This is a genomic window from Sphingomonas sp. 10B4, from assembly GCF_035019905.1.
In the GTDB taxonomy this organism is placed as follows: Bacteria; Pseudomonadota; Alphaproteobacteria; order Sphingomonadales; family Sphingomonadaceae; genus Sphingomonas; species Sphingomonas glacialis.
Genome location: NZ_JASJVC010000004.1, coordinates 12309 through 27687 on the forward strand (window position 1 = coordinate 12309; position 15379 = coordinate 27687).

General features: G+C 66.3%; 16 protein-coding genes. 2 read left to right on the forward strand and 14 right to left on the reverse strand.

Going from position 1 to position 15379, the window contains the following annotated elements:
• Positions 1–16: 16 nt before the first annotated feature.
• A complete protein-coding gene (metK, locus tag QN347_RS01955; RefSeq protein ID WP_322160181.1) occupies positions 17–1237 on the reverse strand; it encodes a methionine adenosyltransferase in 1221 nt (406 codons plus the stop codon).
• A gap of 73 nt (positions 1238–1310) precedes the next feature.
• Positions 1311–2837, reverse strand: a complete 1527-nt coding sequence (gene lnt / locus QN347_RS01960) for an apolipoprotein N-acyltransferase (protein WP_322160180.1) — start codon at positions 2835–2837, stop codon at positions 1311–1313.
• 276 nt (positions 2838–3113) lie between these two features.
• Here lnt and QN347_RS01965 point away from each other — a divergent pair, with 276 nt between their 5' ends.
• Together QN347_RS01965 and QN347_RS01970 are read left to right on the forward strand one after the other, a co-directional pair.
• Positions 3114–3530, forward strand: a complete 417-nt coding sequence (locus QN347_RS01965; protein ID WP_322160178.1) for a VOC family protein — start codon at positions 3114–3116, stop codon at positions 3528–3530.
• 10 nt (positions 3531–3540) lie between these two features.
• Entirely contained in the window at positions 3541–3843 is a 303-nt protein-coding gene (locus tag QN347_RS01970; RefSeq protein ID WP_133186709.1) for a polyhydroxyalkanoic acid system family protein, read from the forward strand.
• Positions 3844–4039: 196 nt separating this feature from the next.
• Here the strand turns inward: QN347_RS01970 and QN347_RS01975 are convergent, their stop codons facing one another.
• The 12 genes from QN347_RS01975 to QN347_RS02030 all read right to left on the reverse strand — a co-directional run bounded on the left by QN347_RS01975 (position 4040) and on the right by QN347_RS02030 (position 15230).
• Complete coding sequence (locus tag QN347_RS01975; protein WP_322160177.1) at positions 4040–5362, reverse strand: sorbosone dehydrogenase family protein; 1323 nt, start codon at positions 5360–5362, stop codon at positions 4040–4042.
• 89 nt (positions 5363–5451) lie between these two features.
• Positions 5452–7698 carry a catalase/peroxidase HPI gene (katG, locus tag QN347_RS01980; protein WP_322160175.1) on the reverse strand — a complete coding sequence of 749 codons (2247 nt, stop codon included), beginning with the start codon at positions 7696–7698 and terminating at the stop codon, positions 5452–5454.
• Between the two features lie 117 nt (positions 7699–7815).
• A complete protein-coding gene (locus tag QN347_RS01985; RefSeq protein WP_133186715.1) occupies positions 7816–8745 on the reverse strand; it encodes a hemolysin family protein in 930 nt (309 codons plus the stop codon).
• Between the two features lie 9 nt (positions 8746–8754).
• Positions 8755–9264, reverse strand: coding sequence for an rRNA maturation RNase YbeY (ybeY, locus tag QN347_RS01990; RefSeq protein ID WP_322160174.1), 510 nt, complete (start codon positions 9262–9264; stop codon positions 8755–8757).
• Entirely contained in the window at positions 9264–9662 is a 399-nt protein-coding gene (locus QN347_RS01995; protein ID WP_323493955.1) for a type II toxin-antitoxin system VapC family toxin, read from the reverse strand. The genes ybeY and QN347_RS01995 overlap by 1 nt, the downstream gene beginning before the upstream one ends.
• Entirely contained in the window at positions 9659–9916 is a 258-nt protein-coding gene (locus QN347_RS02000; protein ID WP_322160170.1) for a type II toxin-antitoxin system VapB family antitoxin, read from the reverse strand. The genes QN347_RS01995 and QN347_RS02000 overlap by 4 nt, the downstream gene beginning before the upstream one ends.
• A 54-nt stretch (positions 9917–9970) precedes the next feature.
• Positions 9971–10972 (reverse strand): PhoH family protein, encoded by a 1002-nt coding sequence (locus QN347_RS02005; protein WP_322160169.1) that lies wholly within the window; start codon positions 10970–10972, stop codon positions 9971–9973.
• Positions 10973–11087: 115 nt separating this feature from the next.
• A complete protein-coding gene (locus tag QN347_RS02010) occupies positions 11088–11234 on the reverse strand; it encodes a hypothetical protein (RefSeq protein ID WP_157134567.1) in 147 nt (48 codons plus the stop codon).
• A 172-nt stretch (positions 11235–11406) separates the two neighbouring features.
• A complete protein-coding gene (gene miaB, locus QN347_RS02015) occupies positions 11407–12738 on the reverse strand; it encodes a tRNA (N6-isopentenyl adenosine(37)-C2)-methylthiotransferase MiaB (protein ID WP_322160166.1) in 1332 nt (443 codons plus the stop codon).
• Between the two features lie 45 nt (positions 12739–12783).
• Positions 12784–13701 (reverse strand): lysophospholipid acyltransferase family protein, encoded by a 918-nt coding sequence (locus tag QN347_RS02020; protein ID WP_133186727.1) that lies wholly within the window; start codon positions 13699–13701, stop codon positions 12784–12786.
• Positions 13685–14107, reverse strand: a complete 423-nt coding sequence (locus tag QN347_RS02025) for a Fur family transcriptional regulator (RefSeq protein ID WP_133186729.1) — start codon at positions 14105–14107, stop codon at positions 13685–13687. Before QN347_RS02025 ends, QN347_RS02020 begins: the two co-directional genes overlap by 17 nt.
• Before the next feature lie 62 nt (positions 14108–14169).
• A protein-coding gene (locus tag QN347_RS02030; protein WP_170318413.1) for an IS630 family transposase occupies positions 14170–15230 on the reverse strand; the annotation gives its coding sequence in 2 pieces (ribosomal slippage) (positions 14170–14738 and positions 14738–15230; 1062 coding nt in all).
• Between the last annotated feature and the right edge of the window lie 149 nt (positions 15231–15379).

A 15379-nucleotide genomic window follows, 5' to 3' on the forward strand; every position in this document is an offset into this window, starting at 1 on the left:
CGCGCTCGGCGTTCGATCAGGCGGCGACGGCGTTCTTGAGCGCGTCGACCAGATCGGTCTTTTCCCAGGTGAAGCCATCGGCATCGGGCTCGCGCCCGAAATGGCCATAGGCTGCGGTGCGCTTGTAGATCGGCGCGTTGAGCTTGAGATGCTCGCGGATGCCCTTCGGCGTCAGGCGGACGAGCTTGGGCAGCACTTCCTCGATCTTGGCTTCGGGAACTGTGCCCGTGCCGTGCAGGTCGACATAGAGCGACAGCGGCTCGGCGATACCGATCGCGTACGACAACTGGATCGTGCAGCGCCGTGCGAGGCCGGCAGCGACGACGTTCTTCGCCATGTAGCGCGCGACATAGGCGGCCGAGCGATCGACCTTGGTCGGATCCTTGCCCGAGAAAGCGCCGCCGCCATGCGGGGCTGCGCCGCCGTAGGTGTCGACGATGATCTTGCGCCCGGTGACGCCGGCGTCGCCATCAGGACCGCCGATTTCGAACGCGCCCGTCGGGTTGATGTAGATCGCGGTCTTGTCGCTGATGAAGCCGTCGGGAAGGACGTCGTGCATCACGCCGCTGACATAGGCGCGCAGCTCTTCGTACAGCGCGGGGTTGGCGTTGTCGCCCTGCAGGCAATAGCCCGCCTTGTGCTGCGTCGAGACGACGAGCGCGGTCGCGCGGACGGGAACCTCGTTCTCATATTCGAGCGTGACCTGGCTCTTGGCGTCGGGCTCGAGGAAGGGCGCTGCGCCCGAGTGGCGATCGGCGGCGAGGCGCTCGAGGATCTTGTGGCTGTAATAGAGCGTCGCGGGCATCAGGCCCGGGGTCTCGTCGGTGGCGTACCCGAACATGATACCCTGGTCGCCCGCGCCTTCGTCCTTGTTGGCACCTTCATCGACGCCCATCGCGATTTCCGCCGACTGGCCGTGGAGGTTGTTCTGGAAGGTGAACTTGTCCCAGTGGAAGCCCGACTGCTCGTAACCGATTTCCTTGACGGTGTTGCGGACGGCAGCCTCGATTTCCTCGAGCGCGCCATCGGCCCACTGGCCGTTCTCGTACACGCCCTTGCAGCGGATTTCACCCGCGAGGACGACGAGGTTGGTCGTGGTCAGCGTCTCGCACGCGATGCGCGCATAGGGGTCCTTGCCGAGGAACAGATCGACGATCGTGTCGCTGATCTGGTCGGCGACCTTGTCGGGATGGCCTTCCGAGACCGACTCGGAGGTGAAGAGAAAATTGGAACGCATGCGTGGGATCCTCATGTTGAGGAGAGCTTCGGCCGTTGCCATGCCTGATATAAAGCTTTCCTTATATGACGCCCTATCGTGCCAGGCGGCGCAATGCAAATGCCGCGAGCGCCAGGATGATCCCGATCAACAACGCCATCGCATTGCCCATACGCGCGAACAGAGTCGGGCGAGCCGCGGGGGGAATGGGGCGCTCGATCGCGCCGGCCGTGTCCGCCGGGATCGACGCGACGATGCGGCCCTGCGCGTCGATGATCGCCGAGATGCCGGTCGGTGTCGCGCGGATGACGGGCAGGCCTTCCTCGATCGCGCGCATGCGGGCCTGGGCGAGATGCTCGGCCTGGCCCCAATAGCCGTACCAGCTGTCGTTCGAGGGCTGGAACAGCAGGGCGGGGCGGTGGCCGCTCTGGACGACTTCGCCTGAGAAGATGATCTCGTAGCAGAGCTGGAAACCGACGCGACCGAAGGCGGGTAGGGCGAGCCCGTCGGGGCCGTGGCCGGGCGCGAAATCGAACTCGCCGGGGACGAGCCGCGACAGGCCGATCGCCGAGAGCAGCGGGCGCGCCGGGAGGTATTCGCCGAACGGCACAAGGTGCGCCTTATCGTAGCGGCCGAGGATCTTAGCGCGCGCGTCGATCGCGAAGATCGAGTTGGTCGCGCTGCGCACCTTTCCGGCGGCGTCGAAGCGGAGCGCGTTGCCGCCGGTCAGCACGACGTCGCGTGGACCGAGCGGGGCGGCGATGCGGCGGCGGACGAACGCAGGGTCGTCGGCGTAGTATTGGAAGGGATAGCCGTCTTCGGGCAGATAGCGCAGCGCACCTTCGGGCCAGACAATCAGGCGCGGGGCGGGGCCTGGTTTTCCGCTCAGCCTGACGAGCGCCTGCAGGTTGGTCTCGGCATAATCGTCACGCGGACGCTGCTCGTCGGCGGCATTGGGCTGGACGACGCGGATGCGCGGGGCGTTCGGTACGCTGGGGGGGGGCGCCGGGGCGAGCGAACCGAGCGTCAGGACCAAGAGCAGGGCGGTGACGGCGGCGGGCAGGCGCCAGTCGCGGCGCAGTGCCAGCAGTAGCGCGCCCGCAACGAGGAGCGTGACGCCCGAGAGTGCATAGGTGCCGATCCACTGCGCGCCGCGCGCGACGCCGATCAGCGGGAGCCAGATCTCGGACAGCGGGTTCCACGGATAGCCGGTGAGCAGCGTCCCGCGCAGATATTCGGTGGCGATCCAGGCGGTGGCGAAGATCAGGACATAGCTCGCGTCGAGCACCGGGCGGCGCAGCTTCCACGCCACCGTCGCCGCCGCCATCGGGAAGATCGCGAGATAGAGCGACAGCAATGCGGGCGCGACCGACCCGAGCGCGTGCGGCATCGCATCCTGGAAGGTGAACGCCTTGGCGATCCAGTTATTGCCGATCGCGAAATGCGCGAAGCCGAACAGCCACCCGCGCCACAGCGCCGCCTTGCGGGTCGGCGCTTGGTGGACGAGCAGCATCCACGCGGCGAGGCAGCCGAGCGTGACGGGCCACCACCCGAGCGGCGCGAAGCCGACCGCGGCGATTCCGCCGAGCAGGAACGAGAAGAGCGCAGGGCGTTGGATCATCGCGTGCGGCTATCGCGGGATCGGGCAGGCAACGCAACGTCGCGCTGTGTTCCTCCCCGGAACGGGGAGGGGGTGTGCGAGCGTTGGCCTGCCCCCGGCAGGCCAAGAATATGTCCGGGGGACACATTCTCGCTCGCACACCATCCTTCTTCAGGCTGGTGGTGGAGGGGGCTCTCCACGAGCGGTACGCCCGCGGCACGCCCCCTCCACCATTTTGCCGGAAGAGGCAAAATGGTCCCCCTCCCCCTGCGGGGGAGGATTTGGTAGGGCGCGTTTATGACACGGCCCTTCCACCTCGCCTTTCCGGTCCACGATCTCGCCGCGGCGCGCGCATTTTATGGCGAGACGCTCGGCTGTCGCGAGGGGCGCAGCTCCGACGCGTGGATCGATTTCGATCTCTACGGCCACCAGATCGTCGCGCATCTCGACCCCGCCGCGAAGGCCGTCGCCGTTTCCAACCCGGTCGACGGGCACGACGTGCCGGTGCCGCATTTCGGCGTCGTGCTGACGATGCCCGACTGGCAGGCCCTCGCCGACCGGCTGACTGCGGCCGGCACGCGCTTCGGAATCGCGCCGCATCTGCGCTTCGTCGGGCAGCCCGGCGAGCAGGCGACGATGTTCTTTTATGACCCCTCGGGCAACGCGCTCGAGTTCAAGGCGTTTGCCGATGACGCGATGATCTTCGCGACATGAAGGATGTGTGATGAGCGACCCGATCACCCTCGAAATTCCGCATAAGCTCGGCCTGGCGGGCGCTCGCGCGCGCGTCGAGGGCGGGGTCGGCAAGATCGTCGAGATGGTGCCCGGCGCGACCTCGGTCGATCACCACTGGGAGGGCGACACGATGCACTTCACCGTCGCCGCGCTCGGCCAGCGTGTCGCGAGCCGGTTGACGGTGGGGGACGCCAAGGTGCGTGCGGAAATTGATCTGCCGATGTTCCTGCGGCTGTTCGCCGACAAGATTAAGGCGAAGCTGGCGAAGGAAGCGCCGAAGATGCTGGAGTAGGGGTCTTTTCCTGCTCCTACCTCTCCCGCACGCGGGGGAGGCTACGGAGACTTGGGTCTTGCTTCTTCGGCGCGAGCCTAGTTGCAGTCGGTGAGGGTCTTCTTGTTGGGCCGGGGAAGGCAGAAGAAGGCCCTCACCCAACCCTCTCCCGCGAAGGGCGGGAGAGGGCTAGACAAAGAAGGGGCTAGGACAGCGCCTACTTCGCGGTCACGCGCCAGATCGTGTTGCCGACATCGTCGGCGACCAGCAGCGCGCCGGCCTGGTCGGTGATGACCCCGACCGGGCGCCCTTGCGCGTCTCCCTTGGCGTTGAGGAACCCCGTCAGCACGTCGACCGGCTTGCTGCCCTTGACCGGGAAGCCGTTGCCGCCGAACGGCACGAACGCGACCTTGTAGCCCGACACCGGGACGCGGTTCCACGAACCATGCTCGCCGACGAACGCGCCGTTGGCGAAGTTGCCGCCGAGCTTCGCGTCGGCCGCGAAGGTCAGGCCGAGCGCCGCGACGTGCGGCCCCATCGCATAATCGGGGCGCTTGGAATATTCCTGCAGCGCGGGGTTTTCAGGCTTCACGCGGGCGTCGGGATAGCCGCCCCAATAATACCAGGGCCAGCCGAAATTATCGCCGAGCCCGACGCGCGTGATGTAATCGGGGACGATGTCCGAGCCGAGCATGTCGCGCTCGTTGACCGCCACCCACAGCGCGCCCGACTTGGGCTCGAACGCCATGCCCTGCGGGTTGCGCAGGCCCGCGCCGAACACGCGGAAGGTCTTGGCCTTGGGATCGACCTGGAGGATGTTGGCGCGGAATTTCTCGGCGTCGAGGCCGTTGTCGGCGATGTTGCTCGACGATCCGACGCCGACATAGAGCAGCCCGTCGGGCCCGGCGAGCAGCGTGCGCGCCCAGTGATTGCCGCCGCCGACGAGCGGGATGACCTTTTCGGGCTTGGCGGTGATCCTGGTCTGGCCGGGGGTGAACGGCACGCGGACCAGCGCGTCGGTATCGGCGATGTAGAGCTGGCCGTCGAGCAGTGCCATGCCGGTGGGCGAGTTGAGCCCCGAGATCAGCACGGTGCGCGTTTCGGCCACGCCGTCGCCATTGGTGTCGCGCAGCAGCGTGATACGGTTGGGCGAGGCGACGCCGGCGCCGCCCTTCTTCATCAGATAGCCCATCACGACGTCGGCCACGCCCTTGGTCGCGCGCGGCGGCGAATTGGTCTCGGCGACGAGCACGTCGCCATTGGGCAGCGGGTAGAGCCAGCGCGGATGATCGAGCCCGGTGGCGAAGGCGGCGACCTTGAGGCCGGGCGCGGCGACCGGCATCGCGCCGTTCTGCCAGCCGACGCGGTCGGCGACCTTGACGGTCGGGATCGTCTGCTCGCGCGGGGGCGAGATGGTCGGGCGGTCACCTTCCACCGCGCTCAGCGGAAGCTGCGCGGGTTCGGGCTGCAGCACCCACCAGAGGATGCCGCCGGCAACCAGGACGACGATCGCGAGAATGATGAGGATGTGTTTGCGCATGGATGCGAAATAGGGGGCGAAGGCAGGCAGGGGAAGCGCGTTCTCGCGAAAGATCGCCCCTCCCCTTTCGGGGAGGGGCTTCGTTCGTATCAGGCGACCGCAGGCTCGCCGCGGACGTGGCCCGAGGCCAGGTCGAAGCGGTCGGCGTTCATCACCTTGACCCACGCCTTGACGAAGTCGTGCACGAACTTGTCACCTGCGTCGCCCGAGGCATAGACCTCGGCCAGTGCGCGGAGCTGCGAGTTGGCGCCGAACACCAGGTCGGTCCGCGAGGCGGTCCACTTTTCCTCGCCCGTCTCGCGCAGCGTGCCGAGATACTCCTCGTCGCTGTCGTCGCTCAGCTGCTTCCACGCCGTCTGCATGTCGAGCAGATTGACGAAGAAGTCGTTGGTCAGCTGGCCCTTGCGGTCGGTGAAAACGCCATGCTTCTCGGCCTTGGGGTGGTTGGCGCCGATGACGCGCAGGCCACCGACGAGCACCGCCATCTCAGGCGAGCTGAGACCCAGCAACTGCGCGCGGTCGACCAGCAATTCCTCGGTCGGAACGCTGAACTTGACCGAGAGATAGTTGCGGAAGCCGTCGGCCTTGGGCTCGAGCACGTCGAAGCTTGCGGCATCGGTCTGCTCGGCCGAGGCGTCGGTGCGACCCGGGGTGAAGGGCACTTCGATCGCATGGCCAGCCGCCTTGGCAGCCGCCTCGACACCGACCGAACCACCAAGCACGATCAGATCGGCGATCGACACCTTCTTCTCGCTCTTGCCGTCGAAATCGGCCTTGATGCCGTCATAGACAGCCAGCACCTTGGCGAGCTGCTCAGGCTGGTTGACCTCCCAGTCCTTCTGCGGCGCCAGGCGGATGCGCCCACCGTTGGCGCCGCCGCGATGGTCCGAATGGCGATAGGTCGAGGCCGAGGCCCAGGCCGTCGTCACCAGCTCGGCAACCGAAAGCCCCGAATTGGCGATCGCCTGCTTGAGGCCGGGAACGTCGCTCGCGTCCATCTGCGCATAGTCGGCGGCGGGGATCGGATCCTGCCAGATCAGGTCTTCGGCGGGAACGTCGGGGCCGAGATAGCGGACCTTGGGCCCCATGTCGCGATGCGTCAGCTTGAACCAGGCACGCGCAAAGGCATCGGCGAATGCCGCCGGATCCTTCTGGAAGCGCTTGCTGATCTCGAGATAGGCCGGGTCCTTCTTGAGCGCCATGTCGGCGGTCGTCATCATCGTCGGGACCTTGACGCCGGGCGTGTGCGCCTTGGGGGCGAGCGTTTCCTCGGGGTTGCCGACCGGCTGCCACTGGTGTGCGCCCGCCGGGCTCTTCACCAGCTCATATTCGTGGTCGAGCAGCATGTCCCAATAGGTCTGGTCCCAGGTGATCGGCGTCGGGGTCCAGGCGCCTTCGATCCCAGACGTGATCGTGTCGTCGCCCATGCCGGTGCCGTGCGTCGACACCCAGCCCATGCCCTGCGTCGCGATGTCGGCGCCTTCCGGCTCGACGCCGACGAGCGAGGCATCGCCCGCGCCATGCGCCTTGCCGAAGGTGTGACCGCCGGCCGTGAGCGCGACGGTTTCCTCGTCGTTCATCCCCATCCGCGCGAACGTCTCGCGCATGTCGCGCGCCGAGCCCAGCGGGTTCGGGCAGCCGCCGGGGCCTTCCGGGTTGACGTAGATGAGGCCCATCTGGATCGCGGCGAGCGGGTTTTCGAACGCCTTGCCCGATTCCTCGTTGATGCGGGTCTCACCGAGCCACTCTTCTTCGGTGCCCCAGTAAATGTCCTTGAGCGGCTCGAACACGTCCTCGCGTCCGCCACCGAAGCCGAACACCGGGCCGCCCATCGATTCGATCCCGACGTTGCCGGCCATGATGAACAGATCGGCCCAGCTCAGCTGCTTGCCGTACTTCGCCTTGATCGGCCACAACAGGCGGCGCGCCTTGTCGAGGTTGCCGTTGTCCGGCCAGCTGTTGAGCGGTGCAAAGCGCTGCGAGCCCGACGACGACCCGCCGCGACCGTCACCGGTGCGATAGGTGCCGGCGCTGTGCCACGCCATGCGGATGAAGAACGGGCCGTAATGCCCGTAATCGGCCGGCCACCACGGCTGGCTGTCGGTCATCAGCGCGGTCAGGTCGCGCTTTACCGCGGCGTAATCGAGCGTGTTGAAGGCTTCGGCATAATCGAAGTCGTCGCCCATCGGGTTGCCCGACAGGCCGTTTTGCTGGAGGATTTCGAGGCTGAGTTGGTTGGGCCACCAATCGCGATTGGTGCGGCCGAGCAACGAGCGGAGCGCGGCGGGCTCCTTGCTCGGGTCGCTCAGCGGGCTGCCTGAGGTAATGGCGTCCATGATTCTCTCCATGTCGAGGCTTGGTAATCTCGACACGGAGAGTGGCACGGACGCGAAGATCGAGGAAATGCATTAAACCGCAGAGAGTGATCGACCGGGTGATTTCTCGGTCGGCCGTCAGCCGTCGCGACCCTCGGGTTCGGCCTTGGGCGGATGCAGGCGCAAGCCAAGCACGCGGCGCGTGTCGGCGGCGGTCACTTCGAGCGTCCAGCCGCTGTCGTGCACGATGCATTCGCCGACTTGCGGCACATGCCCCGCAAGCACCGCGGCGAGGCCGCCGATCGTGTCGATATCGCCATCGACCTCGGCGAGCCGCGGGTCGATCGTCTCGCCGACATCTTCCAATTCGGCGCGCGCATCGGCTTCCCAGGCGCCGCCGTCGAGCGGGACGAGCAACGCCTCGGGGGCGTCGTCGTGCTCGTCCTCGATATCGCCGACGATTTCCTCGATCAGATCCTCGATCGTGACCAGGCCCTCGGTGCCGAAATATTCGTCGAGCACGATCGCGAGATGGACGCGTTTTGTCCGCATGTCGGCGAGCAGATCGAGCGCGCCGCGCGACATCGGGACGTAGAGCGGCTCGCGGATCAGTTCGGCGATGCTCGGTGGATGCGGCGCGCCGGTCGCAAGGATCGCGAACACGTCCTTGATATGGACCATGCCGATGATCGTATCGAGCTTCTCGCGATAGACCGGCAGGCGGCTATGGCCGGCCTCGGCGAACAAGGCGACGAGGTTCGCAAAGCTGGTGCGCTCCTCGACTGCGACGATATCGGCGCGCGGGACGCCGACGTCGCCGGCATCGCGCTCGCCGAAATGGAGCAGGTTGCGCACCATCGTGCGTTCGAGCGGGGAGAGATCGCCCTTGGCGTCGGGCGCTGGGTCATCCTCATGCGCGTCGATCGCTTCCTCGAGCGTCGCGCGGAGCGATTCGTCGCCGGTGTGACCCGAGATCCAGCTGCGGAAGCTCCGCCAGATGCTGGTTTCCGCGTGTTGGGCACCGCCTAAATGGCTGGCGGTGCCGGTCGTACTTTGGCCGTCGGGCATGGCGGTCGTTCAGTCCTCTTCGATGAGATAGGGATCGGCAAGGCCAAGGCTCTTCAGCGCGTCGATCTCGATCGCCTCCATCGCCTCGGCCTCCATGCCGACCATGTGATCATAGCCTAGCAAATGCAGCGTGCCATGCACGATTAAATGCGTTGCGTGATCTTCGAGGCTGACGCCTTTTTCCATCGCCTCGCGCGCGCAGGTCTCGTGCGCGAGCACGATGTCGCCGAGGAGGACCTCGCCATCGTCGCTGTTCTCGCCGACCGTTTCGAGCAGATCTGCCTGGACCATCGGAAAGGAGAGCACGTTGGTTGGCTTGTCCTTCTGGCGATATTGCGCGTTCAGAACCTGCACCTCGGCATCGGTGGCGAGGCGGATCGAGATTTCGACGGTGGCAGCGCCGGTCGCGAGTTCGCCATACGGCGTGCGCGAGAGCGCAGCGGTCGCGGCGCGGGTGGCGAGCGCGTCCCAGTCGTGCTCGGGCCAGACGTCTTCGTGAGAGAGGGCGATTTCAAGCATCAAGCAAGGTCCGTATGGAGGAAGTCGTTGCCCTTGTAGAGCAGGCTTGCGTTGTGAGTCTTGGCGCAGGCGTAGGCGAAACAGTCGCCCATGTTGAGCTTGGCGGGGTGCCCACTGTTGCGGCCATACGTCTGGTAAGCGTCGAGTGCAGCGATCAGTTCCGTCGATCCGACATCGACCAAACGCAAGCCCAGCAACTCGGCCGACTCCTCCACCAACGCGCGCGCTTCCGGCACCGACAAAGTGCCGCGCTTGCGGACCGCGCTTACGGTTTCCCAGCACGACATCGCAGACCAGAGCGATTCGGCATCCGCGAGCACGGTTTGGCGGAAGCGGTCGCGCTCCGGTTCGTTGGTGATCATAGCGACGAGCGCAGAGGCATCGACGAAGAGGGTCAATCCGGGTCCTCGCCCCACATCTCGTCGAAGAACGCCTTATCGGCATCTGCGCTGGTCGTTGGCGGAAAGGTGTGGCTGGCCCACAACACGTCCAATCTCTCGCGCGCCGACATTCGCGGCTCGGCGCGGTCGAGCTCGGCCTCTCGCGCTGCGGCGAGTTCGCGGACAAGCGCCGTCTTGGTAAGGCCCGACCGTTCGGCGAGGCGAGTCACCAGGGCAGCGGTTTCCTCATCCTTGATATAGAGAGATGCCATCTTCCGTCTCCGGGGATATCCAGACATTATAGGTCAGGATATCCCCGCTTTCAATCAACTCGCGCCTTCATACGCCTCGACGATGCGTCCGACGATCGGGTGCCGCACGACGTCGGCCGAGCCGAAGCGGCAGATCGACAGGCCTTTGACCCCTTCGAGCCGCCCGACCGCATCGTTCAACCCGGACGCATTCATCCCGCCGGGCAGATCGGTCTGCTTGGGATCGCCGCACACCACCATGCGGCTATTCTCGCCGAAACGGGTGAGGAACATCTTCATCTGCGCGGGCGTGGTGTTCTGCGCCTCGTCGAGGATGATGAAGGCATCGGCCAGCGTGCGCCCGCGCATGAAGGCGATCGGCGCGATCTCGATCTCGCCCGAGGCGATACGCCGCTCGACTTGCTCTGCGGGGAGGCAGTCGTTCAAAGCATCGTACAAAGGACGGAGATAGGGATCGACCTTCTCCTTCATGTCGCCGGGGAGGAAGCCGAGCTTCTCGCCCGCCTCGACCGCGGGGCGCGACAGGATCAGGCGCTGGACGCTGCCGGTGATGAGCTGCGCTACCGCTTGCGCGACCGCGATGTAGGTCTTGCCGGTGCCCGCTGGCCCGAGCGCGAAGATGATGTCGTTGTTGAGCAGCTGCCGCATGTAATGCGCCTGCGCGATCGTGCGCGGGACGATCGTCTTCTTGCGCGTACGGATCATGATTTGCGGGACGGCCCCGCCGCCGGCATCGGCCTGGATGATCCCGGCGAGCGTCGGTTCGCTCGACATCGCGATCACCGCGTCGATCAGCCCGGTGTCGACGACTTCGCCACGCACGATGCGGTTGTAGAGCCCGTGGAGCACGTCGCGCGCCTGGGCGACCGCCTCTGCACTCCCTTCGAGCCCGACCTTGTTGCCGCGCGCGGTGATGTAGACGCCAAGCTTGTTCTCGAGCGCGAGCAGGTTCTGGTCGAATTCGCCGAACAGCTGCGCCATCAATTGGGGACGATCGAACACGAGTTCGGTGCGGCTGCGATCACCGGATTGCGCGGGGACGGGCTTGCGGCTCATGCGGTTCCTTAACGTCGGAGGGTGAGCAAAAGGTAGGGATCGCGGCGCGGATAGATAGGTGGCGATCGGAATATTCCGACGCGGCGCCCGCAGGCGCTGGGCGCGCGTGCGAGGATCAGCGGCGCAGGCCAATCCGTTCGAGCACGATGCGTCCGCCCGAGAGCAGGATCATGCCGACGCCCGCCGCGATATAGACCCACAAGGCCGCCGGATTGCGCTTCCATTGCGGCGGCACGAGTTCGGTCGGGGCGGGTTTGGGCATAAGCTGCGTTTTGCGCTTTTTGGGGAGGCGTGTCGAGGGGGCGCTTCTTTTTGAGCCCTCTCCCATTCTTCATGGGAGAGGGTTGGGTGAGGGTCTTCTGCTTCTTTCTGGCGGCGGCGGAAAAGAAGGAAGACCCTCACCCAACCCTCTCCCGCGAAGGCGGGAGAGGGCTTTAAGAAGAAGAGCGGAGGTTCCCCAGCATCGAATTCGCGCCCGCTTCCGCCAGCGTCACCTCGACCAGATCGCCGATCGCAGCATCGCTCACGAGATGGACCGATTGCAGCCACGGGCTCTTCCCGATTAGCTGGCCAGGCAGCTTGCCGGTGCGTTCCATCAACACCTGGCAGGTCCGCCCGACGGTCGCCGCGTTGAACGCCGCCTGGTCGCGGTTGAGCGCGGCCTGGAGGCGCTGGAGGCGGTCGTCCATCACGTCTTCGGGGACCTGATCGCCCATCGTCGCGGCGGGGGTGCCGGGGCGCGGACTGTATTTGAAGCTGTAGGCCTGGGCATAGCCGACCGCGTCGACCAGGCTCAGCGTTTCGCGGAAATCGGCCTCGGTCTCGCCGGGGAAGCCGACGATGAAATCGCCCGACAACGCAATGTCCGGCCGTGCCGCGCGGACGCGGTCGAGGATGCGGAGGTACGAGTCGCGGCTGTGGCTGCGGTTCATCGCCTTGAGGATGCGATCGCTGCCCGCCTGCACCGGCAGATGCAGGAACGGCATCAGCTTGTCGACCTGCGCGTGCGCGTCGATCAGCCCCTGCGTCATGTCGTTGGGGTGGCTCGTCGTGTAGCGGATCCGCGCGAGCCCCGGGATCGCATCGAGCGCGGCGATCAGGTCGTGCAGGCCGCGCGCGCCATCGGTCCAGGCGTTGACGTTCTGCCCGAGCAGGGTGAGTTCGCGCGCGCCGGCATCGACCAGCGCCTTGGCCTCGTCGACGATTTGCCCCCAACCGCGCGAGACTTCGCCGCCACGCGTATAGGGCACGACGCAATAGGTGCAGAACTTGTCGCAGCCTTCCTGCACCGTGAGGAACGCGCTCGGCGGCACGCGGCGGCGGGCGGGGAGGTGACCGAACTTGAGGTCAACCGGCATGTCGGTATCGAGCGCCGCCTCGCCCCGCGCTGCCTTAGCCACCAAGTCGGGCAAGTTGTGATAGGCTTGCGGGCCGACGACGACGTCGACCTTGGCGCGCCGCACGATCTCGGCGCCCTCGGCCTGTGCGACGCAACCGGCGACTGCGATCATCGGGGTGCGGCCCTGCTTGCCGGCATCCTTGCGCAGCCGGCCGATGTCCGAATAGACCTTCTCGGTCGCGCGCTCGCGGATGTGGCAGGTGTTGAGCACGACGAGGTCGGCGTCCTTCGCATCTACCTGCGTGAGGCCTTGCGCGGCCATCAGCTCGCCCATCCGGTCCCCGTCATAGACATTCATCTGGCAGCCGAACGATTTGACGGCGTACGTCTTGGGAGCGGTCTTGGGGGCGTGTGTGGGGTCTGACATGATCGGCGGCGCTATAGGCACAAAAGCGCCGGTGCAGAACCCCTGCTAGGCGGTCGGCGCGGGGCGTTCGAGACCGGCGGCGAGGACGCCGGGCAGCGTGTCGCCTTTGCCCGCCCAGGCGTCATGTCCGATGAACGGCGGGACGGGGCCGCACATCACCACCGACAGCGCCGCCTCGATGCGCCGCTTGCTCTCGGCCGCGATCAGCTTTCGGCCCGGGAAGTCGCGCGGATAGAAGGGTTCGAGGAAGTGCACCGCGACGCGGAACCGCTCTTTGCGTGCGAGCAGCCGCATCGCATTGGCCTTGCCGGTCTCGTCCCCGATCCAGGCGATATCCGCACCGACCGGGCCGTAGTCGAGCAGCACGGGCTGCACCATCACGCCCGGCGGCGGTGGCTCGAGCACCTTGAGCATCGGCGTCTTGAACGGCAGCAACGAGCGGCCGTCGGTGGTCGTGCCTTCGGGGAACACCGTGACCGACCAATTCTCGGCAAGCGTCTCGCGCAGTGCGTTGATCTGCTCGGCGACTCCCAGGCGATCCTCGCGCGCGACGAACACGGTGCGGTTGAGCGTGGCGAGCCAGCCGACCACCGGCGCCTCGCGGATTTCGGCCTTGGCGACGAACGCCGTGCCGCTTGCCCCCGCGATCGCGAGGATGTCGATCCAGCTGACATGGTTCGCAACGTAGAAGACGTCGCGTTTGAGCGGCACGCCGACGACGCGCACGCGCGCGCCGCAGATCCGTGCCGCGGTGCCGAGAAACAGGCGCGGCCAGGGCGAGGAAAGCCGCACCGTCCGCCACAGATAGTGCAGCGGAATCGCGAGCAGCAGCGTCACCGCGAGCAAGCTCACGCGCGTCCACAGCCTGACCCAGCCAAGCCAAGAGATCGGGGGCGGGCGGCCAGCGGCCGCGTCGGCCCGCGCCGAGGCGCGCGCCGCAGCCGCTTCAGCTCTTGCGGTCAAGGACGACGCCGTACAATTCCATGCGGTGATCGACCAGCCGGAAGCCGAGCCGTTCGGCGATCGCCTTCTGGAGCTGCTCGAGCTCGGGATCGACGAATTCGATGACCTTGCCGGTCTCGACGTCGATCAGATGATCGTGATGCGCCTCGGGCGCGGGCTCGTAGCGCGAGCGGCCGTCGCCGAAATCGTGGCGGTCGAGGATGCCGGCCTCTTCGAAGAGGCGAACGGTGCGGTACACGGTGGCGATCGAGATGCCCGGATCGATCGCCGAGGCGCGCTCATAGACCTTCTCGACATCGGGATGGTCTTCGGCATCGGAGAGGACGCGCGCGATCACGCGACGCTGGTCGGTGATACGCAGGCCTTTTTCGGCGCACAGGGCTTCAAGATCGATATGACGCGGCATGCGGCCGATGTAGGCGCTTCGCGGTTGTTGCGAAAGGGGATAGTGATACCAAGACTCTCTGATCAGGACCGATGGGCCCACGACCGCAGTCCGATGGACATGATGCGCCACGGCTGATCGGTGAGGCGGTTCCAGGCGAAGCAGCAATGGTCGAGGATGTCGTCGTAGGATTTGAAGATGCGGTTCGACAGCCAGTTGTCGCGCATGAACTGCCAGACGTTTTCGACCGGGTTGAGCTCGGGGCATTTTGCCGGCAGCGGCAGCAGCGTGATGTTGGCCGGGACGATCAGCCCCGCCGAGAGATGCCAGCCTGCCTGGTCAAGTATCAGCACGGCATGGGCGCCGGGCGTCACGGCGGCGGATATCTCGGCGAGGTGCAGCGTCATCCCTTCGGTATTGCAGCGCGGGAGCACCAGGGCCGCTCCCTTGCCCTCGGCTGGGCAGATGGCGCCGTAGATGTAAGCCGAGGTGGTACGTTGGTCCTTCGGCGCTGACGGACGTGTCCCGCGCTTGGCCCAGCGCCGGGTGATGCCGTTCTTCTGGCCGACCCGCGCCTCATCCTGCCACCACAGTTCTATAGGTGTACCGCCGGGGAGCGCTGCCCGGATCGCTGCCACTTGGGCGGGGAAGCCTTTTTAAAAACGTCAATGGCGTCAGCCGCCTGCGCATGATGCCTCGGTCGTGCCGTCAGCTTCCTGTAGCCCATGGCGCGCAGGTCGCGGCTCAGCGTCTGCTTGCTGACCGACACACCATATTCGTCGAACAGCCACTGGATCAAATCGACGATCCGCCAGCGCACCACGCCATGCGACGCCGGGACCGGGCCCTGTTCGATGATCTCGGCAAGCGCCCGCTTATGCTCTGGGCCAAGCACTGGACGGGGACCGGGGGCTTTGCCGTCGAGCAAGCCGTCGGGCCCGCTGGTATTGAAGCGCAGCACCCAGTCTCGAACCGTCTGCAAACCAACGCCGCCGACCTGTGCCGCCGCGTGCCGCGCACCACCATCGTAAATCACCGCCAGCGCCAGCAGCCGCCGGACCTGATTGGCGTCACCGCTCAAACGCGCCAACCTTCGAAGACCAGACCCGTCGAAATCGTCCCTTAGCCCAACCGCTGATGCCACCGCCAACCTCCCACCGTTTGCGATGTTGAATCAGATCATGACCGACTTGGGAATCCCCGGCGCTGAGTCAGGCTCCGAGGGACTTGGTATGAGTCGCAACAAGCCCGATCGACCAACCCTCGAGCCCCTCCCTGTCGTGGGAGGGGCAG